This window comes from Fulvimarina fulva, assembly GCF_039652615.1.
Lineage (GTDB): Bacteria > Pseudomonadota > Alphaproteobacteria > Rhizobiales > Rhizobiaceae > Fulvimarina.
Genome location: NZ_JBDJAC010000024.1, coordinates 1 through 19,396, shown reverse-complemented (window position 1 = coordinate 19,396; position 19,396 = coordinate 1). Strand labels below are relative to the sequence as shown.

The following is a 19,396-nucleotide window of genomic DNA, read 5'->3' as shown; positions in this document are numbered from 1 at the left end:
AACCGGATCGATCCGCCGGCGCATAACGCTGAGAAGTACAAATGGCGCAATCTCGTCGAGCGCCTGTTCAACAAACTCAAGAACTGGCGACGGGTCGCTACCCGATACGACAAAACCAGAGAGCCCTATCTCGGCTTCGTCTCCATTGCAGCAATCAAACTTTGGCTACCCTTTGTCCACGAGGCCTAGATATCATTGCTGGCGGAGATCCCTCCATCGTTGGAATAGGGGGGTGGGGCAGAGAACCAACGTATCGGCCCCATGTGGGCACAGAAAGGACGCGCTGAATCGGTGCGAATGGAAGCGAGTCGTATGCGCAATAATGGAAGCGCACACCGAAAAATGAAAGTGGAGTTGCAACCATGCTGAGTGATGGGCGAGTTTTATTTTATGGATAGTTTTTTCGGAGAAACGATAGACGATTTCGGGCCGCCGCAACGAGCTGTTCACCTCACGCTTGCACAACGTAAACGATTGGCCACACACCTGCCGGCCAGCTTCGTAGAATTCGTAAGTATATATGGATTTGGAGACTATTTTAACCGTAAAATTCAATATTGCGATCCTGCTCCTTTTTCCTCAATTTTAGCGCTTGTGTTTCAAGCCGATCCCGATTTTAGTCATAATGATTGTTTTGTGGTCGCGTATTCAGCTTTCGGACGCCTGATCTGCTGGTCGAAACGGCACGATCATTTTGAAATCGATCTAGTAGATCAGAGAGTCACCTCCAGCAAACTTGCACCGACGTATTTTACCAAAATAGCTGGCTTGCCGAAGCGTGAGTGGAGCAACGATCCAAATGTTTTGGCACGCTCGCTCTTGCCGTTCGAAGAGAGTGACTATGAAGAGTTTGACGCGACCGGAGAACCAATGTTCGCACGCTGTGTCGCTGCACACGGCTCACTCAATCGTGGTGAATGTTACGGCTACTTCCCGGCTGTAGCCCTTGCTGGAATCGATAACCCTAAACGCCGGTTGGAAAATATCCAAAGGGTGCAAGCTCTGGAGCATTTCACCTTATTAGCTCAGCTTGGTTCGTTTTATCTGATGCAATTAGAACGCGGCAGATATACGGCCATCCGAGAAATTGGATAACGACCAGTATAGCGAACCTTTGGGCTGCACTGGCAAGTCTCAAAGCAATTCGATTTGCTGACTATCCGGTCCTCGAATACACCGTGCAATACGGCGAGAGCGACGCCGATTTCTGCCGAAGGCTGATGGAGCGCTTCGGCATCACTTGGTCCTTCCGGCACGAGGACGGCGCGCACATTCTGCGCCTCACCGATCATGTGGACGCCCACGACCTCATCGCGGGCGAAGGCGGGGCCCGGCCCTATCGCGGCGTCGATCGCTGGCATCCGGGCGAGGAAGAGCATTTCCGCGAATGGCATGGCGGCACGCGGGTCACCACCGGCGCGGTTCGCCTGACGGAGTATAACTTCAAGACGCCACACGCTGCCCAGGAGGTTGATCGTCCGAGCCCGATCATCGAGGACCGGGCGCGCATGAAAAGCGAATGGGGCCGACAAGGGATACGACACAGCCGCGATACGCGAAGACTTGCGGAAGGCGGACATCGAAGCGATCATTCCTGCCAAGCGGAACCGGATTGATCCACCGGCGCATGACGCCGAGAAGTACAAATGGCGCAATCTCGTCGAGCGCCTGTTCAATAAACTCAAGAACTGGCGACGGGTCGCTACCCGATACGACAAAACCAGAGAGTCCTATCTCGGCTTCGTCTCCATCGCCGCAGTCAAACTACGGATGCCCTCTGTCCACGAGACCTAGAGCATCGGGCGTGAAGTCTGAATCTCGGGGTTCTGTTTTGGCTTAGATTTCGATTCCATGGTGGTGGAGGTGCGCCATGGGAAAATCAGTTTCATCAGATTTGCGGCTTCGGATCGTTCGGGGCATTGGGGCAGGCAGTTCGCGTCAGGCGATGGCGGCGCGGTTTGACGACGGCGGTTCGAGTTCAGGCCCGTTATGCGGCAACGGGATCGGTGGCGCCGGCCAAGCAAGATCGCCCGAAGGCATCTGGGAAACTTGCTCCTCATCATGACGCCATGATCGACAAAGTGAAGGCCAAGCCGGATATCACCATGCCGGACCTTGCCGCCTGGCTCGAGGCGCAGCATGGGGTGACGGTCGATCCGTCGAACCTGTCCAAGCTGCTCTACCGGTCGGCGTTCACCTATAAAAAACGCTGTTGGTATCGGAGCAAGGACGCTGCGATGTGAAAGCGGCCCGGCGTGAATGGCGTGATCGCCGCCAGCCCTTCATGCGCCGGCAGCCGGGACGGCTGGTGTTCATCGACGAAACCAGCGTGAAGACCAACATGGCTCCGCTGCGCGGCCGCAGCCTTCAGGCGAAAGGCTGCGGGCCGACGCCCCTTTCGGCAGGAGGCAAACGCAGACTTTCATCGCGGGGCTGCGCTGTCATGACCTGATTGCGCCGTGGGTCATCAACGGGGCGATGAACGGCCCGGCTTTCGATGTCTACGTGCGCACCCAACTGGCGCCCTGCCTGTCGCCAGGCGACGTCGTGATGATGGACAATCTGAATGTCCACAAAAGCCCTCGGGCTGCCGAGGCTCTCGCCGAGCGCGGCGCCTGGCGCCTCTTGCGACCGAAATACTCGCCGGACCTGAACCCGATCGAAATGGCTTTCTCAAAGCTCAAAACCCTTCTGCGAAAGGCAAAGGCAAGAACTTCGGGCGACCTCTGGCACTGGCAAGCACTCGGCGACATTTGCGCGCTTTTCCAGCCAGACGAATGCTGGAATTATCTCAAGGCCGAAGGCTATGTTGCTGATTAATCACCCCACCCTCTAAATGGGTTAGGTGAACGGTTAGGATAAAACCTAATTTTCATCATGTGTCTAACTTAACTGAAAGAATGGCGGATGGGGTGGGATTCGAACCCACGGTACGGTCTCCCGCACGCCGGTTTTCAAGACCGGTTCCTTAAACCACTCGGACACCCATCCGGCGCCGAACCCATAACCGTGAACTGACACTCCCTGCAAGAGCATGGTGCGCCAGAAATAGCGCTGCCTTTAGTCATTTGCCTTCTTTGATGTCGCGGCGGCCAAAGCGAGTCCGACCCGTGATACCGTAACCGGCTGGTTAAGCCGAGGACAGTATCGAAGCCCACGCGGCGCATGCGTGTTTTTTCAATCCGTCAACGCGAAGCGATCAGTCGGATTTCGTATGATCCCTCAGACTGCGGGCAGCAGCGACAATCGCTTCTTCGGCGTCTCGAAGCTGAAGTCCGAGGACATCGCGAGCCGGGCTCGTATCGAAGGCTTTGGGCTTGCCCAGTTCGGGCACGAGCGGACTGACCTGGCGCGACAGGACGCCAGCACCGCGAACCAGCCAGTCCGGGAGGGTGACGCGGGGCATGCGGCGTTTGAGTTCGGGCATGTCTCGAGCGATCGCAGCGCCCATGTCCTTGAGTGAGCGCGTGCCGCCGGAGATCAGAAAGCGCCGTTTTTTCGCTGCATCGACCGTCATCGCTCGAAGATGGGCTTCGGCAACGTCACGGACATCGACGACACCAAAGGCCGCATCAGGCACCGCCGGAAGCCGGCCCCGCATCATATTGTTCAGAAGATCGAGCGATGTCCCCCTCACCCCGTCGATCATCGGGCCGAGAACGAAAGCCGGATTGACGGTCGCAAGTTCAAGATCGTTTTCCCGCGAAAACGCCCAGGCCGCCCTTTCGGCGAGGGTCTTTGACACGGCGTATGGGTAAGCGCCCTCTCCGTCGACGTCGCTCCAGTCGGCTTCGGTGAAAACGCGGTTCTCACGGCCTCCATGGCCGACATAGACCGCAACGACGGATGACGTCAGCACGACGCGCTCCGCGCGAGCGTCGTGTGCGGCCTTCAGCACACGCAGGGTACCGTCCCGCGCAATCGGCACAAGCCCGAACTTGTCCTTGGGCTGGAAGGAAGGAAACGGCGAGGCGCTGTGGATGACATACCGGCAGTCGCGGGCGGCCTCGCTCCATCCCCCATCCTGGGTCAGGTCGGCAACGGCGAATTCGAGCCGTTCGGTCGAGACATCCGCATGCGCCATCGCGGCACTGACTTCGTCCACCTTCGCCATCGAACGCACCGTGCCGCGGACGGCAAATCCCTCTTCCAGAAGGCGCTTCAGAATATGTTTGGCGATGAACCCGGAGACGCCGGTCAGAAGAACGAGATCATCTGTCATGAGGATCATCCCTGGTCGTTCGTACCGCATTATGGAGGGCCAGGACGTGGAACCTCCACAGGAAGAGGATAACACGAAAAAGGGGCCCCGCGGGCCCCTTCGTCAAGCCGATCAGAAAGCGAAAGCTTACGCAGCCTCGTTTTCCGCGCTCTCTTCAGCTTCGAGGCGGGCACGATCCACCGCGCCGCGTGCTTCCGGGTCGCGGTCGACGAACTCGATCACGGCCATCGGCGCGTTGTCGCCATAGCGGTAACCCGCCTTGAGGACACGGCAATAGCCGCCCTGGCGATCCGCATAGCGGCTTGCGAGCGTATCGAAAAGCTTTACGACGGCCGCATCGTCCTGCAGCTTGGAAGCAGCCTGACGGCGAGCATGAAGATCACCGCGCTTGCCGAGCGTGATCAGCTTCTCGACGATCGGGCGAAGCTCCTTCGCCTTCGGCAACGTCGTGACGATCTGCTCGTGGGTGATGAGAGAGACGGACATGTTCTTGAACATCGCCTTGCGATGGCTCGATGTCCGATTGAGTTTGCGGCCGCGATTTCCGTGACGCATGGGTTGGTTTCCTTAATATCAAAAAGTCAGCATGCACCCTTTTCGGGTGTCTCGCTGAAGGTCGGGATCTTTGCGTCCACGCCCCTCGCCTTCTATCGGCATCGGGACGTGTCGCCGTTCCTTTGAATGGTTGGGTCCGCCGCGTGCGCCGGTCCGAGTTCTCTATCGGCCTCGCCTGGGAAGCCTACATGCCGATTGGATCGGCTTAATACTGATCTTCGTAGCGCTTGGCCAGATCGTCGATGTTCTCCGGCGGCCAGGCCTGGACTTCCATACCGAGATGGAGACCCATGGACGCCAGAACTTCCTTGATCTCATTCAGCGACTTGCGGCCGAAGTTCGGGGTGCGCAGCATCTCGGCTTCGGTTTTCTGGATCAGGTCGCCGATATAGACGATGTTGTCGTTCTTCAGGCAGTTTGCCGAGCGGACAGACAGCTCCAGCTCGTCGACCTTCTTGAGCAAGGCCGGGTTGAAAGCGAGCTCCTGCATCGGCTCTTCGGCAGCAGCGCCGCCGCCGACACCAGCCCCGATGGCCATGCCGCGCTGATCGCGCTGCGGCTCCTCGAAATTGACGAAGACCGAAAGCTGGTCCTGAATGATGCGGGCAGCATAGGCCACCGCATCCTCGCCAGAGATCGAACCATCGGTCTCGATCTGCATGGTGAGCTTGTCCTTGTTCAGGTCCTGGCCCTCGCGGGTGTTCTCGACCTTGTAGGACACTTTCTTGACCGGCGAGAACAGGGCATCGACCGGGATGAGGCCGATCGGAGCATCTTCGGCACGATTCTGATCGGCAGGAATATAGCCCTTGCCGGTGTTGACCGTGAACTCCATGCGGATCTCGGCGCCCTCGTCAAGGGTGCAGATCTCGTGATCCGGGTTCAGAACCTCGATATCACCGACGGTCTGGATGTCGCCGGCGCGAACGACGCCCGGCCCCTGCTTGCGAACCACCATCCGCTTCGGGCCTTCGCCCTGCATGCCGATGTTGATTTCCTTGATGTTGAGGACGATGTCGGTCACGTCCTCGCGTACGCCCGGGATCGAGGAGAACTCGTGGAGAACGCCGTCGATCTGCACAGCCGTCACGGCCGCGCCCTGAAGCGAGGAGAGGAGAACGCGGCGAAGCGCGTTGCCGAGCGTCAGGCCGAAGCCACGCTCCAGCGGCTCTGCGGTCAGTGACGCCTTCGTCCGTCCGCTCCCCTTGAAGACCACCTGGTTGGGCTTCGAGAGATCTTGCCAATTGCTAGCAATCATGTGGATGCCTTTCAGTTTCCTCGCCACCATCCATTCGTGGCGATGGTTCTGACACGCCGACGCGCCGCAGCCCGGGAACGGACAGCGGCGCGGGAACGAAACAGAGAAACCCGGAAAAGCATCTTGGCCGTCCGGGTTATCGGGATCTTAGACGCGGCGCTTCTTGCGCGGACGAACACCATTGTGCGGGATCGGCGTCACATCACGGATCGAGGTGATCGTGAAGCCTGCAGCCTGCAATGCGCGGAGCGCGGACTCACGACCCGAGCCGGGTCCGCAAACCTCGACTTCCAACGTCTTCATGCCGTGCTCCTGCGCCTTCTTGGCGCAGTCCTCGGCAGCGATCTGCGCAGCGAACGGGGTCGACTTGCGCGAACCCTTGAACCCCTGTGCACCGGCGGACGACCAGGAAATCGCATTGCCCTGCGCATCCGTAATCGTGATCAGCGTGTTGTTGAAGGTTGAATTGACGTGGGCGACGCCCGCGGAGATGTTCTTACGCTCGCGGCGGCGAACGCGCTGCTCTTTAGCCATGCTTTATGTCTTTCTTTGATCTCATCACCGCCGTAGTGCCGGCGGCTCCACCTGACCGGGCATCTCGAACGCCCGATCGAAATTACTTCTTCTTGCCGGCGATTGCCTTGGCAGGCCCCTTGCGGGTGCGCGCATTGGTATGCGTGCGCTGACCGCGGACCGGAAGCGAGCGGCGATGGCGAAGGCCGCGATAGCAGCCGAGGTCCATGAGACGCTTGATGTTCATCGAGGTTTCACGACGAAGATCACCCTCGACCTGATAGTCGCGGTCGATGATCTCGCGGATCTGCTGAACTTCCGAGTCGGACAGATCGTTAACCCGGCGCTCCTCGGTGAGGTTCGCCTTCGCCATGATGGTCTTGGCATGGGATGGGCCGATGCCGTGAATGTACTGCAGCGCGATGACCGCGCGTTTGCTCGTCGGGATATTGACGCCAGCGATACGTGCCACGTCGTCACTCCTAAAATTGGTGGTTGCCAGCCGCCGCCTTGAAGACAAATGCGTACGGCCAAAAGCGACCGAAATGGTTCCTCCCGATATGGGAAGATCGCACGTCGATCGCAACGGATTCGCGGATAGCGCTAGGCTATAAAAAACACCGCTTGACAAGTCAACCGAAGGCGGAATTTTCCGCCTCCGAAATCAATACTCAGCCGCGATCAGCCCTTGATCGCGTTTTCGATGGAGGTGGTCACCTCGTCGATCTCGGCCATACCATCGACACGGGCAAGCGAGCCCTTGCAATGATAATAGCCCACCAGTGGCGACGTATCCTTGTAGTAAGCCCGCAGACGCTGGCGAACCGTATCCTCGTTATCGTCGGCGCGCCGCTTGAATTCCGTAGAGCCGCAATTGTCGCAAACCCCTTCTTTCGCCGGCTTCTTGTCGGTCTCGTGGTAAAGGGCACCGCAGTTTGCGCAGGTATACCGGCCGGTGATGCGGTGAACGAGCGCGTCGTCATCCACCTTCATCTCGACCACGCGGTCGAGCTTCATGCTCTTGGCGGTCAGGATCGCGTCGAGAGCATCTGCCTGGTTGAGCGTGCGTGGATAGCCATCCAGAATGAAGCCCTTGGCGCAGTCCGGCTCCTCGATGCGATCGGAGACGATCTGATTGACGACCTCGTCCGGAACGAGATCCCCGGCGTCCATGATCTCCTTGGCCTTCTTGCCGACCTCGGTCTGGTTGGCGACGGCGTCACGCAGCATGTCACCGGTCGAAAGTTGAGGAACGCCGTGTCTTTCCACGAGGCGCTTGGCCTGGGTCCCCTTCCCCGCGCCCGGCGGCCCTAGCAATATCAATCTCATCGGCGCTTCTTCCCCCCTCTTAGCTTGGACTTCTTGATCAGGCCTTCATACTGGTGGGCCAGCAGATGACCCTGGACCTGCGCCACAGTATCCATCGTGACGCTCACGACGATCAACAGCGATGTACCACCCAGATAGAACGGAACGCCGGCTGCGGATATGAGAAATTCAGGCAATAGACAGATGAGAACCAGATAGATAGCGCCGATCACGGTGATGCGGGTCAGCACGTAGTCGATGTATTCCGCCGTGCGCTCGCCCGGGCGGATACCCGGAATGAACCCGCCATGCTTCTTCAGATTGTCCGCGGTTTCCTTCGGGTTGAAGACGACAGCGGTGTAGAAGAAAGCGAAAAAGCCGATCAAAGCCGCATAGAACAGCATGTAAAGCGGCTGACCATGGCCGAGCGAGGCGACGATGGAGGTCGCCCAGTCCGGCAATTCCTCGGTGTTGGAGAAATTGGCGACCGTTACCGGCAGAAGCAGCAAGGACGACGCGAAGATCGGCGGAATGACACCGGCGGTGTTCAGCTTCAGCGGCAGATGGGACGTATCGCCCTGGAACATGCGGTTGCCGACCTGGCGCTTCGGATACTGGATCAGCAGGCGGCGCTGGGCACGCTCGAAGAACACGATCATCGCAACGGTGCCGATCGCAAGGGCGATAACCACGATAATCACCGCGGTCGAGAGCGAGCCGGTGCGACCGAGCTCGAGCAGATTGGCGAGCGCCGAGGGCAGGTTCGCGACGATACCGGCAAAGATGATCAGCGAGATACCGTTACCGATGCCCCGCGCCGTGATCTGCTCGCCGAGCCACATCAGGAACATCGTCCCGCCAACCAGCGTGATAACCGCCGACATGGTGAAGAACCAGCCTGGGCTGACGACGATATTGGCCTGGGTCTGCAATCCGACGGCAATACCATAGGCCTGCACCATCGCGAGCAGGACCGTGCCGTAGCGCGTATACTGGTTGATGACCTTGCGGCCCTGCTCTCCCTCTTTTTTCAGCTGCTCCAGTGACGGGATCACCGAAGTCATGAGCTGAATGATAATCGAGGCCGAGATGTAGGGCATGATACCGAGTGCGAAGATCGCCATACGGCCGACCGCACCACCGGAAAACATGTTGAACAGACCGAGGATACCGGTGGACTGCTGCTGGAAAGCCTGCGCCAGCGCGTCGGGATTGATACCCGGCATCGGAATATAGGTGCCAAGCCGGTACACGATCAGCGCACCGAGCGTGAACCAGATCCGCTTTTTCAGGTCTTCGGCCTTGGAAAAGGCCGAGAAATTCAAATTGGCGGCAAGTTGTTCTGCAGCCGATGCCATATGGAAATCTCCAGAGTGTCGCGCCCTTCGCCAATCAGATGGCCGGAGCGCGCGGAAGCTGTCGCGTTATTGGCCGCGCCGCCTGCCCGGACACATAAGCCGGTGGCGCAGAGGACGCAAGCAAAGCGGCCAAGCGCCGCCGCTCTTCCAAACAAAAAGCCCGTTCCGCCCAGCCAATGGACGAAACGGGCGATCATTTATCCCGCCGTAACGCCGGGGGCGTGAGAGCGGACGAAATGGTCTTGCGACTCACTCAAGCGGTCTTGACCGACCCGCCAGCCTTCTCGACCTTTTCGACGGCCGACTTGGAGGCACCCGCAACGTTGAGGTTGAGCGATGCGGTCAGCTCGCCGTCACCGAGAATGCGAACGCCATCCTTGACGCGGCGAACGACGCCGGCTGCGATCAGAGCGCCGGCATCGACCTCGCCGGAAGCGTCCAGCTTGCCCGCATCGACAGCCTGCTGAAGGCGGCCGACAGACACGATCGAGTAGTTCTTGGCGAAGATATTGGTGAAGCCACGCTTCGGCAGACGCCGGTAGAGCGGCATCTGGCCACCCTCGTAACCGTTGATCGCGACACCCGAACGGGACTTCTGGCCCTTGACGCCGCGTCCGCCGGTCTTGCCTTTGCCGGAACCGATACCGCGCCCGACGCGCTTGCGCGAATGAACCGCGCCTTCGTTGTCGGTAATTTCGTTCAGTTTCATTGTTCTTCTCCAGCGGAACGGGGCGCGTCAGGCGAAATTCGCGACGAGGGCCCAGAGACCGCGTTGAAAACTGGTTGGGGTGGACGGACCATGGCCGCCCACCGGCTCATCATGCCGTTTCGACTACCGTCACAAGGTGCTGGACCTTGGCGATCATGCCGCGAACGGAGGGCGTGTCCTCGAGGGTGCGCTGGCGGTGCATCTTGTTCAGGCCAAGTCCCACGAGGGTCTGGCGCTGATCTTTCGCACGGCGGATCGGGCTACCCGTCTGAACGACCGTCACTGTTTTTTCAGCCATCGAAGTCATCTCCTTCAATCAGATCGAACTGGACGCGCCCTTAAGCGGCGTCGGCAGTTTCTTCGGACGATTCAGCCTGCGGGTGGTGACCCGTGGCGGCCTGACGACGCGCCTGCAGCTCGGAATACTTGATTCCACGCTTGGCGGCGATGTCCTTCGGATGAGACGCCTCTTTCAGGCCATCGAAGGTCGCGCGAACCATGTTGTAGGGGTTCGACGAGCCGAGCGACTTCGCAACGACGTCGTGCATGCCGACGGCTTCGAAGACGGCGCGCATCGGACCACCGGCGATGATACCGGTACCCTGTTCGGCCGCACGGAGCAGAACCTTGCCGGCGCCATGGCGACCATGAACGTCATGATGAAGCGTGCGGCCATCCTTCAGCGGCACGAAAATCAGATCGCGCTTGGCAGCTTCCGTCGCCTTGCGGATCGCTTCCGGCACTTCGCGTGCCTTGCCGTGGCCGAAGCCGACGCGGCCCTTGAGATCGCCGACGACGACGAGGGCTGCGAAGCCGAAGCGACGGCCACCCTTCACCACCTTGGCGACGCGGTTGATGTGAACGAGCTTGTCGACGAAGCCGTCGTCCTGCTCTTCTCTGCGGTTGTCACGAGGCGCCATATCCTAGTCCTTGTTCTTTTCCGGAGGCGTCATTGCGAAAAGAACGGGCGCCGTGAGGCAGCCCGTTCCGCTAGATCTTTCAGCTGTCCGATACAAGAAAGCACCGGACATAGGAAGATTAAAAATTGAGGCCGCCTTCGCGAGCACCCTCAGCCACGGCCTTGATCCGACCGTGATAGATGAACGCGCCGCGATCGAAGACGACGTCGGAGACACCGGCTTCCTTGGCGCGCTCGGCGACGAGCTTCCCGACTGCGGATGCCGCTTCGACATCGGCGCCCGTCTTGAGCTCGCCCTTCAGCGTGGGATCGAGCGAAGAAGCGGCGGCCAGTGTGCGGCCGACGCTGTCGTCGATGATCTGGGCATAGATATGTTTCGAAGAGCGATGCACCGAAAGGCGCGGACGACCGTTCGCCACCTTCTTGACCGAACGACGAATCCGCATAGCCCGGCGACGCAGTGTTTCCGTTTTCGTAGCCATGACTTACTTCTTCTTGCCTTCCTTGCGGACGATCTTCTCGCCGGCATACTTCACGCCCTTGCCCTTGTAGGGCTCCGGCGGACGGTATTCGCGGATCTCCGCGGCAACCTGGCCGACGCGCTGCTTGTCGATGCCGTTGACCGTGATTTCGGTCGGCTTCGGCACGGTGATCTCGATGCCTTCCGGCGCCTTGTAGATCACTTCGTGTGAGAACCCGAGCGACAGCTGCAGGTTATTGCCCTGCTTGGCCGCGCGATAACCGACGCCCGAGATTTCCAGCTTCTTCTCGAAACCGGACACGACGCCCGTCATGATGTTCTGGATCATGGTGCGGGACATGCCCCACTTCGACCGCGCTTCCTTGGACTGATCCTTCGGATCGACCTGGATGGCACCGTCTTCCATCTTGACGAGAACCTCGTCATTCACGACGAACTGAAGTTCGCCCTTCGGTCCCTTCGCCTTGACCGTCTGCCCCTCGACCGAGGCAGTCACGCCATTGGGCACAGCGACCGGCTTCTTACCAATACGAGACATATTCGAAACCTTGTCCGTTTGCTCTGCGACGTCTCTTGCCTTGAGCCCTTAGAGGACCTGGCAGAGAACCTCGCCGCCCACGTTCTGCTCGCGAGCGGAGTGGTCGGCCATGACGCCCTTCGGAGTCGAAAGGACCGTGACGCCGAGGCCGTTCGCGACCTGCGGAATGGTCTTGGCCGACACATAGACGCGGCGGCCAGGCTTGGAGACGCGGGCGATCTCGCGGATGACCGGCGCGCCCTCGTAATATTTCAGCTCGATATCGAACTCGGTCTTGCCGGTGCCGTGTTCGGTAATCGTGTAGCCCCGAATGTAGCCTTCGGCCTTCAGGACATCGAGAACGCGGCCGCGCAGCTTGGAAGCTGGCGTGGAAACGCTCGTCTTGTTACGCATCAACGCATTGCGGATGCGCGTCAGCATATCGCCAAGAGGATCGGACAACTGCATGATCTACGCTCCCTTACCAGCTTGACTTGACGAGACCAGGGATCTGGCCATTGTTACCGAGCTCGCGAAGCGCGATACGGCTCATCTTGAGCTTGCGATAATAGGCCCGCGGACGGCCCGATACCTCGCAACGATTACGGATGCGGGTCTTGGAAGAGTTACGCGGCAGGTCGGCCAGCTCGAGCTGGGCCTTGAAGCGTTCTTCCATTGAGGCATCGGCATTCTTCGTGACCGCCTTCAGCGCTGCGCGCTTGGCGGCATACTTGGCAACCATCTCGCGACGGTGCTTGTTCTGCTCGATCATGCCTTTTTTGGCCATGATAAGATCCTTTCTCGAATGCCGTTACTGGCGGAAGGGGAAGTTGAACGCCTTCAGAAGGGCGCGGGCTTCCTCGTCGGTTTTCGCCGTCGTACAAACGATGATGTCCATTCCCCACATCTGATCGACCTTGTCGTAGTTGATCTCGGGGAAAACGATGTGTTCCTTGATGCCCATGGCGTAGTTGCCACGACCATCGAAGCTTTTTGGATTCAGTCCACGAAAGTCCCGAACGCGCGGCAGAGCAATCTGCACGAGACGATCGAGGAATTCGTACATCCGGTCCTTGCGGAGCGTGACCTTCGTGCCGATCGGCATGCCTTCACGAACCTTGAAACCGGCGATCGACTTCTTCGCGTGGGTGATAACAGGTTTCTGACCTGCGATCAAAGCGAGGGACTCGGCCGCGTTAGCGGGCTTCTTGGAGTCGCCGGTCGCTTCGCCGACACCCATGTTGATCACGATCTTTTCGATCCGCGGAACCTCCATCGGGTTCCGATAGGAAAACTGCTCCTGCATTTTTCCACGAATCTCTTCGCGATAGACGCCCTTGAGGCGCGGCTCGTAGACGGAAGCGGCTTCAGCCATTGATCTCTTCTCCCGAACGCTTGGCGAAGCGCACCCGCTTGCCATCGTCGCCCACCTTGATCCCGACGCGGGTCGGCTTGCCGTCCTTCGGATCGGCGAGCGCAAGGTTCGACAGATGGATCGGCGCTTCCTTGGAGATGATGCCTGCCTCGGCATTCTGGGTCTGGCGCTGATGGCGCTTGACCATGTTGATCCCGCCGACGAGAGCCTTCTCGTCCTTGGGCATCATCTTCGTGATTTCGCCCGAACGGCCCTTGTCCTTGCCGGCGAGCACGACGACCTTGTCGCCTTTACGGAGTCTGTTCATCGTCCGCTCCCCTTAAAGAACTTCCGGTGCCAGCGACACGATGCGCATATGGTTCTTGGCGCGCAGTTCACGGGGAACCGGGCCAAAGATGCGTGTGCCGATAGGCTCTTTGTTGTTGTTGATCAGAACGGCGGCATTCGTATCGAAACGAATGACCGAGCCGTCTGCACGACGGATGTCCTTGGCCGTGCGAACCACGACCGCCTTTGCCACATCGCCCTTCTTGACGCGTCCGCGCGGGATGGCTTCCTTGATCGAGACGACGATGATGTCGCCCACGGAAGCGTACTTGCGCTTGGAACCGCCCAGAACCTTGATGCACATAACGCGGCGGGCGCCCGAATTATCGGCCACGTCCAAGTTTGTTTGCATCTGAATCATGTCAGCTCGCCTTATAAGCTACTGCCGGGAACGCCCTCGAAAGAACGCCACTCCCGGAAAATTACTCAACCCGCGACTGCGGATTCTTCTGTTACGACGATCCAGTTCTTGTCCCTGGAAATGGGACGTGTTTCCTCGATCGAGACGCGGTCACCAACCTTAAACTGATTGGTTTCGTCGTGCGCCTTGTAGCGCTTGGTCCGGCGCACCGTCTTCTTGAAGAGCGGGTGGGTGAAGCGACGCTCCACCAGGACGACGACTGTTTTGTCGTTCTTGTCGGAGACCACGGTCCCCTGCAGAATTCGTTTCGGCATATTCGTTCCTCAGGCCTTAAGCCCCTGCCGCCTTCTGAGCGGAGATGGTCTTGATCCGCGCGATATCGCGACGGATCTGACGCACGCGGGCGGTGTTTTCGAGCTGACCCGTGGCACGCTGGAAGCGCAGATTGAACTGCTCCTTCTTCAGCTTTACGAGCTCGTCGGTGAGTTCGTCCTGGGTCATCGATCTGACGTCGGAAGCTTTCACGTCAAACTCTCCTTACTCGGCGATACGCTGGATGAAGCGCGTACGCACCGGAAGCTTCGCAGCTCCAAGACGCAGGGCTTCACGTGCGACCAGTTCGTCGACGCCGTCGATTTCAAACATGATACGGCCCGGATGAACGCGTGCCGCCCAATAGTCGACCGAACCCTTACCTTTACCCATACGGACTTCGGTAGGCTTCGAGGTCACGGGAAGATCCGGGAAAATCCGGATCCAAACGCGGCCCTGACGCTTCATGTGGCGGGTAATCGCGCGGCGAGCCGCTTCGATCTGGCGCGCAGTGACGCGCTCCGGGTCAACTGCCTTCAGGCCGTAAGCGCCGAAATTCAGCGCTGTTCCGCCCTTGGCGTTCCCGTGAATGCGGCCCTTGAACGCCTTCCGGTATTTCGTGCGCTTTGGCTGCAGCATCTTCTAATACTCCGAATGCTAATCGCTTAGGCGTGTTCGCGACGACGACCGCCACCGCTACCCTGGCCTTCGCCCTCGACCTGACGACGCTCGGAGGCCATCGGATCATGTTCGAGAATCTCGCCCTTGAAGATCCAGACCTTGACGCCGCAGATCCCGTAGGCCGTTTCAGCCTCGGCCGTGCCGTAGTCGACATCGGCGCGCAGGGTGTGCAGCGGCACGCGGCCTTCGCGGTACCATTCGGTCCGGGCGATCTCGGCACCGCCGAGTCGGCCGCCGCAATTGATGCGGATACCTTCGGCACCGAGGCGCATCGCCGACTGAACGGCGCGTTTCATGGCGCGGCGGAACGCAACGCGACGCTCCAGCTGCTGGGCAATCGACTGAGCGACGAGGGTCGCATCCGTCTCGGGCTTGCGCACCTCGACGATGTTGATGTGCGTCTCGGCGTCGGTCATCGAGGAGAGCTTCTTGCGAAGCTTTTCGATGTCAGCGCCCTTCTTGCCGATGACGATACCCGGACGAGCCGAGTGAATCGAAATCCGGCACTTCTTGTGCGGGCGCTCGATGACGATCTTGGACACAGCAGCCTGCTTCAGCTCTTCGAGCAGGAACTTGCGGATCTTCAGATCTTCATGGAGCAGAGCGCCATATTCGCGACCATCGGCGAACCAGCGGCTATCCCAGGTGCGGTTGATCCCGAGCCGGAAACCGGTCGGGTTGATTTTTTGACCCATTACGCGGCCTCCTCGAGTTCTTCGACCTCACGCACGACAATCGTCAGATGCGAGAACGGCTTCTCAACCCGGCTGGCGCGACCGCGGCCCCGGGCATGAAAGCGCTTCATCGTGATCGATTTGCCGACGTAAGCCTCAGCGACGAACAGCGAATCGACGTCGAGGTCGTGGTTGTTTTCTGCGTTTGCGATCGCGCTTTCAAGTGTCTTTTTGACGGTGTCAGAAATACGCTTGCGCGAGAAGGTCAGGTCGGCGAGAGCCCGGTCCACCTTCTTGCCGCGGATCATCGCGGCAACCAGGTTGAGCTTCTGCGGACTGACCCGGATCGTGCGGGCAACGGCTTTCGCTTCGTTGTCCTTGAGCTGACGCTCGGCCTTCGCCTTGCCCATGGTTTACTTCCTCTTCGCCTTCTTGTCGGCGCCGTGGCCGTAATAGGTCCGCGTCGGGGAGAACTCGCCGAACTTGTGTCCGACCATATCCTCGCTGACCGAGACCGGAATGTGCTTGTTGCCGTTGTAGACGCCGAAGGTAAGACCGACGAACTGCGGCAGGATGGTGGAGCGACGGCTCCAGATCTTGATAACGTCGTTGCGACCGCTTTCGCGCGACTTCTCGGCCTTCTTGAGAAGGTATCCGTCGACGAACGGGCCTTTCCAGACGGAACGTGTCATTCGAAAATTCCCTTATTTCTTCCGCTGGTGGCGCGAGCGCATGATGAACTTGTCGGTCGCCTTGTTCGAACGCGTCCGCTTGCCCTTGGTCGGCTTGCCCCACGGGGAAACAGGATGGCGACCGCCCGAGGTCCGGCCTTCACCACCACCATGCGGGTGATCGACCGGGTTCATGACGACGCCGCGAACATGCGGGCGCTTGCCGAGCCAACGCTTGCGACCAGCCTTGCCGAGGCTGATATTCGCATGGTCGGGATTGGAAACCGCGCCGACCGTCGCAAAACAGGACGATGGGACGAGACGCTGCTCACCCGAATTCAAACGCAGGATCGCCATCTGCGGATCGCGACCGACGAGCTGCGCATAAGCGCCAGCCGAACGTGCGATCTGACCGCCCTTCTCCGGCTTCATCTCCACATTGTGGATGATGGTACCGACCGGCATGGCCGACAGCGGCATCGCGTTGCCCGGCTTCACGTCGACGCCGGACTTGCCGGAGATGACCTGATCGCCGACCGCGAGGCGCTGCGGAGCGAGAATGTAGGAAACTTCGCCGTCCTCATACTTGATGAGAGCGATGAAGGCCGTACGGTTCGGATCGTATTCAAGCCGCTCGACGGTGGCAGCCATGTCGAGCTTGCGACGCTTGAAGTCGATCTTGCGATAGGTGCGCTTATGACCACCACCCTGATAGCGGGCGGTGATACGGCCGGTGTTGTTACGACCGCCGCTTCCGGTCAGGCCCTCGGTCAGATGCTTGACCGGCTTGCCCTTCCAGAGGCCCGAACGATCGACGATGACCAGCGTACGCTGGCTCGACGTTGTCGGTTTGAAATTCTTCAGTGCCATGATGCTGTTCCTCCGGTCCTTACGCGATCAAAGACCGGTCGAGACATCGATCGACTGACCTTCGGCCAGGGTCACGATGGCTTTCTTCTGATCGCTCTGCTTGCCGATGCGGCCGCGGAAGCGCTTCACCTTGCCCTTGCGGAGCAGGGTGTTCACAGCCGTAACCTTCACCTCGAACAGAGCCTCGACGGCCGCCTTGATCTGCGGCTTCGTTGCGGTCTTCGGAACGTTGAAGACGACCTGATTCTTCTCGGAAAGAAGCGTCGACTTCTCGGTGATCACCGGCGAGGTGATGACGTCGTAGTGGCGAACGTCGCTCATTTGAAACGCTCCTCGAGAGCTTCGACGGCCGACTTCGAAAGAACGAGGGTCGGACGACGAAGGATGTCGTAAACATTGATGCCCTGTACCGGCAGCACATCGATCTTGGCGATGTTGCGCGAGGCGCGGGCAAAGTTCTGGTCGAGTTCGCTGCCACCGATGATGAGGGCGTTCTCGATACCGAGACCTGCAAGGCTCTTGGCCATCGACTTCGTCTTGGCTTCGTCAGCCTTGAGCTCGTCGACGACGATGAGACCGCCTGACTTGGCCTTCGCCGAAAGCGCATGCTTCAGCGCGAGAGCGCGGAGCTTCTTCGGCAGGTCGATCGCATGGCTACGCGGCTTCGGGCCGTGTGCGACGCCACCGCCGCGGAACTGGGGAGCTTTCGCCGTCGAGTGACGAGCCCGACCGGTTCCCTTCTGGCGGTACATCTTGGCACCGGTGCGAGCCACCTCCGAACGACCAAGCGTCGAATGCGTGCCCTGCTGACGCTTGGCAAGCTGGTAGCGCACCATGCGATGCAGGATGTCCTCGCGGGGATCCAGACCGAAGATCGCCTCGGACAGGGTGACGGTGCCTGCGTCGGCGCCGTCGAGATTCTTGATCGTAACGTCCATCATTCCGCTCCCTCAGCGGCGGCCGCTTCTTCTTGGGCACCGTTCGAGCCAGCGCCGCGCAGTGCGGCAGGCTTCGGCGCGTTGTCAGGCAGAGAGGCCTTGACGGCATCGCGAATTTCGATCCAGCCGCCCTTGGAACCGGGAACAGCGCCGCGAACCAGGATCAGACCCTTCTCGGCATCGGTGCGCACGATCTGAAGGTTCTGGGTGGTGACGCGGACCTGGCCCATATGGCCAGCCATCTTCTTGCCCTTGAACACCTTGCCGGGGTCCTGGTTCTGACCAGTCGAACCATGGGCACGGTGCGAGACGGAAACGCCGTGGGTGGCACGCATGCCGCCGAAGTTGTGACGCTTCATGGCGCCGGCGAAGCCCTTACCGATCGAGGTGCCCGTCACGTCAACCATCTGGCCTTCGACAAAGTGATCGGCGGTGATTTCGGCACCGATGTCGATCATGTTGTCTTCCGTGACGCGGAACTCGACGAGTTTGCGCTTCGGCTCGACTTTGGCCTGCGCGAACACGCCGCGCATGGCCTTAGAGGTGTTCTTCACCTTGGCGAGGCCAGCCCCGACCTGAACGGCGCTGTAGCCGTTCTTGTCCTGGGTCCGCTGACCGACGACCTGAAGGTTCTCGACCTTCAGGACGGTGACCGGGACATGTTCGCCGGCATCCGTGTAGATGCGGGTCATCCCGACCTTCTGAGCGATCACTCCTGAACGCATGGGTCTCATTCCTTCCCCGCTCGAATCAGAGCTTGATCTCGACATCGACGCCGGCGGCGAGGTCGAGCTTCATAAGAGCATCGACCGTCTGCGGCGTCGGGTCGACGATGTCGAGCAGACGCTTGTGGGTACGCATCTCGAACTGTTCGCGCGACTTCTTGTCGATGTGCGGCGACCGGTTCACGGTAAATTTTTCGATCCGCGTCGGAAGCGGGATCGGTCCGCGAACGTTCGCACCAGTCCGCTTGGCGGTCGAGACGATCTCACGCGTCGAAGCGTCAAGAACCCGGTGATCGAACGCCTTCAGGCGGATGCGGATATTCTGGCCGTTCATTTAATTCGTCCTCTGTCGGAGCCTTCCGGTCCACCGGCGCTTTCCGAACGTTTTATCTTCTTGTCAGCCATTCGAATGGCAGCTGAGCCGCCTGCCTTCCGTTGCCGAAGGCCAAGAAAAAACGCGCCCCGCTAAGGCCGGGGCGCGCCCAACTCCATTTGCCGTTTATTCGACGATCGATGCGACGATGCCGGCGCCGACGGTGCGGCCGCCTTCGCGGATCGCGAAGCGCAGCTTTTCTTCCATCGCGATCGGAACGATCAGCGTCACGTCCATCGTCACGTTGTC

33 protein-coding genes, 1 tRNA gene and 2 pseudogenes are annotated in these 19,396 nt (G+C 59.8%); 5 read left to right on the top strand and 31 right to left on the bottom strand.

Going from position 1 to position 19,396, the window contains the following annotated elements:
- The 5 genes and pseudogenes from ABDX79_RS19340 to ABDX79_RS19325 all read left to right on the top strand — a co-directional run.
- Positions 1–189, top strand: a pseudogene (locus tag ABDX79_RS19340) (IS5 family transposase); the annotation flags it as partial.
- 183 nt (positions 190–372) lie between these two features.
- Entirely contained in the window at positions 373–1,095 is a 723-nt protein-coding gene (locus ABDX79_RS19335; RefSeq protein WP_346221932.1) for a GAD-like domain-containing protein, read from the top strand.
- Positions 1,020–1,616, top strand: a complete 597-nt coding sequence (locus tag ABDX79_RS19330; RefSeq protein WP_346221935.1) for a phage late control D family protein — start codon at positions 1,020–1,022, stop codon at positions 1,614–1,616. The genes ABDX79_RS19335 and ABDX79_RS19330 overlap by 76 nt, the downstream gene beginning before the upstream one ends.
- Positions 1,564–1,794, top strand: a complete 231-nt coding sequence (locus ABDX79_RS19790; protein WP_463671207.1) for a hypothetical protein — start codon at positions 1,564–1,566, stop codon at positions 1,792–1,794. Before ABDX79_RS19330 ends, ABDX79_RS19790 begins: the two co-directional genes overlap by 53 nt.
- Before the next feature lie 76 nt (positions 1,795–1,870).
- Positions 1,871–2,820, top strand: a pseudogene (locus tag ABDX79_RS19325) (IS630 family transposase).
- Positions 2,821–2,901: 81 nt separating this feature from the next.
- On the opposite strand, the gene ABDX79_RS19320 reads toward ABDX79_RS19325, so the two are convergent.
- The 31 genes from ABDX79_RS19320 to ABDX79_RS19170 all read right to left on the bottom strand — a co-directional run.
- A tRNA-Ser gene (locus tag ABDX79_RS19320) sits at positions 2,902–2,991 on the bottom strand.
- 208 nt (positions 2,992–3,199) lie between these two features.
- Positions 3,200–4,222: an SDR family oxidoreductase gene (locus ABDX79_RS19315; RefSeq protein ID WP_346221931.1), complete on the bottom strand. Its 1,023-nt coding sequence runs from the start codon at positions 4,220–4,222 to the stop codon at positions 3,200–3,202.
- A gap of 126 nt (positions 4,223–4,348) precedes the next feature.
- Positions 4,349–4,777, bottom strand: coding sequence for a 50S ribosomal protein L17 (gene rplQ / locus ABDX79_RS19310; protein WP_346221930.1), 429 nt, complete (start codon positions 4,775–4,777; stop codon positions 4,349–4,351).
- 205 nt (positions 4,778–4,982) lie between these two features.
- Positions 4,983–6,035: a DNA-directed RNA polymerase subunit alpha gene (locus tag ABDX79_RS19305; protein WP_346221929.1), complete on the bottom strand. Its 1,053-nt coding sequence runs from the start codon at positions 6,033–6,035 to the stop codon at positions 4,983–4,985.
- 147 nt (positions 6,036–6,182) lie between these two features.
- Positions 6,183–6,569: a 30S ribosomal protein S11 gene (gene rpsK, locus ABDX79_RS19300; RefSeq protein WP_346221928.1), complete on the bottom strand. Its 387-nt coding sequence runs from the start codon at positions 6,567–6,569 to the stop codon at positions 6,183–6,185.
- Between the two features lie 82 nt (positions 6,570–6,651).
- Positions 6,652–7,020 carry a 30S ribosomal protein S13 gene (gene rpsM, locus ABDX79_RS19295; RefSeq protein ID WP_346221927.1) on the bottom strand — a complete coding sequence of 123 codons (369 nt, stop codon included), beginning with the start codon at positions 7,018–7,020 and terminating at the stop codon, positions 6,652–6,654.
- 209 nt (positions 7,021–7,229) lie between these two features.
- A complete protein-coding gene (locus ABDX79_RS19290) occupies positions 7,230–7,877 on the bottom strand; it encodes an adenylate kinase (RefSeq protein WP_346221926.1) in 648 nt (215 codons plus the stop codon).
- On the bottom strand, positions 7,874–9,214 hold the full coding sequence (gene secY, locus ABDX79_RS19285) for a preprotein translocase subunit SecY (protein WP_346221925.1): 1,341 nt from the start codon (positions 9,212–9,214) through the stop codon (positions 7,874–7,876). The genes ABDX79_RS19290 and secY overlap by 4 nt, the downstream gene beginning before the upstream one ends.
- On the bottom strand, positions 9,178–9,411 hold the full coding sequence (locus ABDX79_RS19280; RefSeq protein ID WP_346221924.1) for a hypothetical protein: 234 nt from the start codon (positions 9,409–9,411) through the stop codon (positions 9,178–9,180). Before ABDX79_RS19280 ends, secY begins: the two co-directional genes overlap by 37 nt.
- A gap of 56 nt (positions 9,412–9,467) precedes the next feature.
- Entirely contained in the window at positions 9,468–9,923 is a 456-nt protein-coding gene (gene rplO / locus ABDX79_RS19275) for a 50S ribosomal protein L15 (protein ID WP_346221923.1), read from the bottom strand.
- Between the two features lie 109 nt (positions 9,924–10,032).
- Positions 10,033–10,230 (bottom strand): 50S ribosomal protein L30, encoded by a 198-nt coding sequence (rpmD, locus tag ABDX79_RS19270; RefSeq protein WP_463671206.1) that lies wholly within the window; start codon positions 10,228–10,230, stop codon positions 10,033–10,035.
- A 31-nt stretch (positions 10,231–10,261) separates the two neighbouring features.
- Positions 10,262–10,843: a 30S ribosomal protein S5 gene (rpsE, locus tag ABDX79_RS19265; RefSeq protein ID WP_346221921.1), complete on the bottom strand. Its 582-nt coding sequence runs from the start codon at positions 10,841–10,843 to the stop codon at positions 10,262–10,264.
- Positions 10,844–10,961: 118 nt separating this feature from the next.
- Positions 10,962–11,324, bottom strand: coding sequence for a 50S ribosomal protein L18 (gene rplR, locus ABDX79_RS19260; protein WP_346221920.1), 363 nt, complete (start codon positions 11,322–11,324; stop codon positions 10,962–10,964).
- A 3-nt stretch (positions 11,325–11,327) separates the two neighbouring features.
- Positions 11,328–11,861: a 50S ribosomal protein L6 gene (gene rplF, locus ABDX79_RS19255; protein WP_346221919.1), complete on the bottom strand. Its 534-nt coding sequence runs from the start codon at positions 11,859–11,861 to the stop codon at positions 11,328–11,330.
- A 48-nt stretch (positions 11,862–11,909) separates the two neighbouring features.
- Entirely contained in the window at positions 11,910–12,308 is a 399-nt protein-coding gene (rpsH, locus tag ABDX79_RS19250) for a 30S ribosomal protein S8 (protein WP_346221918.1), read from the bottom strand.
- A 13-nt stretch (positions 12,309–12,321) separates the two neighbouring features.
- Positions 12,322–12,627 (bottom strand): 30S ribosomal protein S14, encoded by a 306-nt coding sequence (gene rpsN, locus ABDX79_RS19245; protein ID WP_346221917.1) that lies wholly within the window; start codon positions 12,625–12,627, stop codon positions 12,322–12,324.
- A 24-nt stretch (positions 12,628–12,651) separates the two neighbouring features.
- Positions 12,652–13,215 (bottom strand): 50S ribosomal protein L5, encoded by a 564-nt coding sequence (gene rplE / locus ABDX79_RS19240; RefSeq protein WP_346221916.1) that lies wholly within the window; start codon positions 13,213–13,215, stop codon positions 12,652–12,654.
- Positions 13,208–13,522 carry a 50S ribosomal protein L24 gene (rplX, locus tag ABDX79_RS19235; protein ID WP_346221915.1) on the bottom strand — a complete coding sequence of 105 codons (315 nt, stop codon included), beginning with the start codon at positions 13,520–13,522 and terminating at the stop codon, positions 13,208–13,210. Before rplX ends, rplE begins: the two co-directional genes overlap by 8 nt.
- Positions 13,523–13,534: 12 nt before the next feature.
- Positions 13,535–13,903: a 50S ribosomal protein L14 gene (gene rplN / locus ABDX79_RS19230; RefSeq protein WP_346221914.1), complete on the bottom strand. Its 369-nt coding sequence runs from the start codon at positions 13,901–13,903 to the stop codon at positions 13,535–13,537.
- 65 nt (positions 13,904–13,968) lie between these two features.
- Positions 13,969–14,217, bottom strand: a complete 249-nt coding sequence (gene rpsQ / locus ABDX79_RS19225; protein ID WP_346221913.1) for a 30S ribosomal protein S17 — start codon at positions 14,215–14,217, stop codon at positions 13,969–13,971.
- Positions 14,218–14,233: 16 nt separating this feature from the next.
- Entirely contained in the window at positions 14,234–14,428 is a 195-nt protein-coding gene (gene rpmC / locus ABDX79_RS19220) for a 50S ribosomal protein L29 (protein ID WP_007066371.1), read from the bottom strand.
- Positions 14,429–14,440: 12 nt separating this feature from the next.
- Complete coding sequence (rplP, locus tag ABDX79_RS19215; RefSeq protein WP_007066370.1) at positions 14,441–14,854, bottom strand: 50S ribosomal protein L16; 414 nt, start codon at positions 14,852–14,854, stop codon at positions 14,441–14,443.
- A 26-nt stretch (positions 14,855–14,880) separates the two neighbouring features.
- Positions 14,881–15,591, bottom strand: coding sequence for a 30S ribosomal protein S3 (gene rpsC / locus ABDX79_RS19210; RefSeq protein WP_346221912.1), 711 nt, complete (start codon positions 15,589–15,591; stop codon positions 14,881–14,883).
- Positions 15,591–15,980, bottom strand: a complete 390-nt coding sequence (rplV, locus tag ABDX79_RS19205) for a 50S ribosomal protein L22 (RefSeq protein WP_346221911.1) — start codon at positions 15,978–15,980, stop codon at positions 15,591–15,593. The genes rpsC and rplV overlap by 1 nt, the downstream gene beginning before the upstream one ends.
- Positions 15,981–15,983: 3 nt before the next feature.
- Entirely contained in the window at positions 15,984–16,262 is a 279-nt protein-coding gene (rpsS, locus tag ABDX79_RS19200; RefSeq protein WP_007066367.1) for a 30S ribosomal protein S19, read from the bottom strand.
- Positions 16,263–16,274: 12 nt separating this feature from the next.
- The gene (gene rplB, locus ABDX79_RS19195; RefSeq protein ID WP_346221910.1) at positions 16,275–17,111 is read right to left on the bottom strand and encodes a 50S ribosomal protein L2; all 837 of its coding nucleotides are present in this window, start codon (positions 17,109–17,111) and stop codon (positions 16,275–16,277) included.
- Between the two features lie 27 nt (positions 17,112–17,138).
- Positions 17,139–17,432, bottom strand: coding sequence for a 50S ribosomal protein L23 (locus ABDX79_RS19190; protein ID WP_346221909.1), 294 nt, complete (start codon positions 17,430–17,432; stop codon positions 17,139–17,141).
- Positions 17,429–18,049: a 50S ribosomal protein L4 gene (rplD, locus tag ABDX79_RS19185; RefSeq protein ID WP_346221934.1), complete on the bottom strand. Its 621-nt coding sequence runs from the start codon at positions 18,047–18,049 to the stop codon at positions 17,429–17,431. The genes ABDX79_RS19190 and rplD overlap by 4 nt, the downstream gene beginning before the upstream one ends.
- A complete protein-coding gene (gene rplC, locus ABDX79_RS19180) occupies positions 18,049–18,774 on the bottom strand; it encodes a 50S ribosomal protein L3 (RefSeq protein WP_346221908.1) in 726 nt (241 codons plus the stop codon). The genes rplD and rplC overlap by 1 nt, the downstream gene beginning before the upstream one ends.
- 25 nt (positions 18,775–18,799) lie before the next feature.
- A complete protein-coding gene (gene rpsJ, locus ABDX79_RS19175) occupies positions 18,800–19,108 on the bottom strand; it encodes a 30S ribosomal protein S10 (RefSeq protein ID WP_007066362.1) in 309 nt (102 codons plus the stop codon).
- Positions 19,109–19,273: 165 nt separating this feature from the next.
- The coding region (locus tag ABDX79_RS19170; RefSeq protein WP_463671105.1) for an EF-Tu C-terminal domain-related protein at positions 19,274–19,396 on the bottom strand (123 nt) is incomplete at its 5' end.

Excerpts from the sequence above, each read along its gene's own strand:
- ABDX79_RS19335 (WP_346221932.1), top strand. The coding sequence starts at position 373 with ATGGGCGAGTTTTATTTTATGGATAGTTTTTTCGGAGAAACGATAGAC.
- ABDX79_RS19315 (WP_346221931.1), bottom strand. The coding sequence starts at position 4,222 with ATGACAGATGATCTCGTTCTTCTGACCGGCGTCTCCGGGTTCATCGCC.
- rplQ (WP_346221930.1), bottom strand. The coding sequence starts at position 4,777 with ATGCGTCACGGAAATCGCGGCCGCAAACTCAATCGGACATCGAGCCAT.
- ABDX79_RS19305 (WP_346221929.1), bottom strand. The coding sequence starts at position 6,035 with ATGATTGCTAGCAATTGGCAAGATCTCTCGAAGCCCAACCAGGTGGTC.
- rpsK (WP_346221928.1), bottom strand. The coding sequence starts at position 6,569 with ATGGCTAAAGAGCAGCGCGTTCGCCGCCGCGAGCGTAAGAACATCTCC.
- ABDX79_RS19290 (WP_346221926.1), bottom strand. The coding sequence starts at position 7,877 with ATGAGATTGATATTGCTAGGGCCGCCGGGCGCGGGGAAGGGGACCCAG.
- secY (WP_346221925.1), bottom strand. The coding sequence starts at position 9,214 with ATGGCATCGGCTGCAGAACAACTTGCCGCCAATTTGAATTTCTCGGCC.
- ABDX79_RS19280 (WP_346221924.1), bottom strand. The coding sequence starts at position 9,411 with ATGATCGCCCGTTTCGTCCATTGGCTGGGCGGAACGGGCTTTTTGTTT.
- rplO (WP_346221923.1), bottom strand. The coding sequence starts at position 9,923 with ATGAAACTGAACGAAATTACCGACAACGAAGGCGCGGTTCATTCGCGC.
- rpmD (WP_463671206.1), bottom strand. The coding sequence starts at position 10,230 with ATGACTTCGATGGCTGAAAAAACAGTGACGGTCGTTCAGACGGGTAGC.
- rpsE (WP_346221921.1), bottom strand. The coding sequence starts at position 10,843 with ATGGCGCCTCGTGACAACCGCAGAGAAGAGCAGGACGACGGCTTCGTC.
- rplR (WP_346221920.1), bottom strand. The coding sequence starts at position 11,324 with ATGGCTACGAAAACGGAAACACTGCGTCGCCGGGCTATGCGGATTCGT.
- rplF (WP_346221919.1), bottom strand. The coding sequence starts at position 11,861 with ATGTCTCGTATTGGTAAGAAGCCGGTCGCTGTGCCCAATGGCGTGACT.
- rpsH (WP_346221918.1), bottom strand. The coding sequence starts at position 12,308 with ATGCAGTTGTCCGATCCTCTTGGCGATATGCTGACGCGCATCCGCAAT.
- rpsN (WP_346221917.1), bottom strand. The coding sequence starts at position 12,627 with ATGGCCAAAAAAGGCATGATCGAGCAGAACAAGCACCGTCGCGAGATG.
- rplE (WP_346221916.1), bottom strand. The coding sequence starts at position 13,215 with ATGGCTGAAGCCGCTTCCGTCTACGAGCCGCGCCTCAAGGGCGTCTAT.
- rplX (WP_346221915.1), bottom strand. The coding sequence starts at position 13,522 with ATGAACAGACTCCGTAAAGGCGACAAGGTCGTCGTGCTCGCCGGCAAG.
- rplN (WP_346221914.1), bottom strand. The coding sequence starts at position 13,903 with ATGATTCAGATGCAAACAAACTTGGACGTGGCCGATAATTCGGGCGCC.
- rpsQ (WP_346221913.1), bottom strand. The coding sequence starts at position 14,217 with ATGCCGAAACGAATTCTGCAGGGGACCGTGGTCTCCGACAAGAACGAC.
- rplP (WP_007066370.1), bottom strand. The coding sequence starts at position 14,854 with ATGCTGCAGCCAAAGCGCACGAAATACCGGAAGGCGTTCAAGGGCCGC.
- rpsC (WP_346221912.1), bottom strand. The coding sequence starts at position 15,591 with ATGGGTCAAAAAATCAACCCGACCGGTTTCCGGCTCGGGATCAACCGC.
- rplV (WP_346221911.1), bottom strand. The coding sequence starts at position 15,980 with ATGGGCAAGGCGAAGGCCGAGCGTCAGCTCAAGGACAACGAAGCGAAA.
- rpsS (WP_007066367.1), bottom strand. The coding sequence starts at position 16,262 with ATGACACGTTCCGTCTGGAAAGGCCCGTTCGTCGACGGATACCTTCTC.
- rplB (WP_346221910.1), bottom strand. The coding sequence starts at position 17,111 with ATGGCACTGAAGAATTTCAAACCGACAACGTCGAGCCAGCGTACGCTG.
- ABDX79_RS19190 (WP_346221909.1), bottom strand. The coding sequence starts at position 17,432 with ATGAGCGACGTTCGCCACTACGACGTCATCACCTCGCCGGTGATCACC.
- rplD (WP_346221934.1), bottom strand. The coding sequence starts at position 18,049 with ATGGACGTTACGATCAAGAATCTCGACGGCGCCGACGCAGGCACCGTC.
- rplC (WP_346221908.1), bottom strand. The coding sequence starts at position 18,774 with ATGCGTTCAGGAGTGATCGCTCAGAAGGTCGGGATGACCCGCATCTAC.
- rpsJ (WP_007066362.1), bottom strand. The coding sequence starts at position 19,108 with ATGAACGGCCAGAATATCCGCATCCGCCTGAAGGCGTTCGATCACCGG.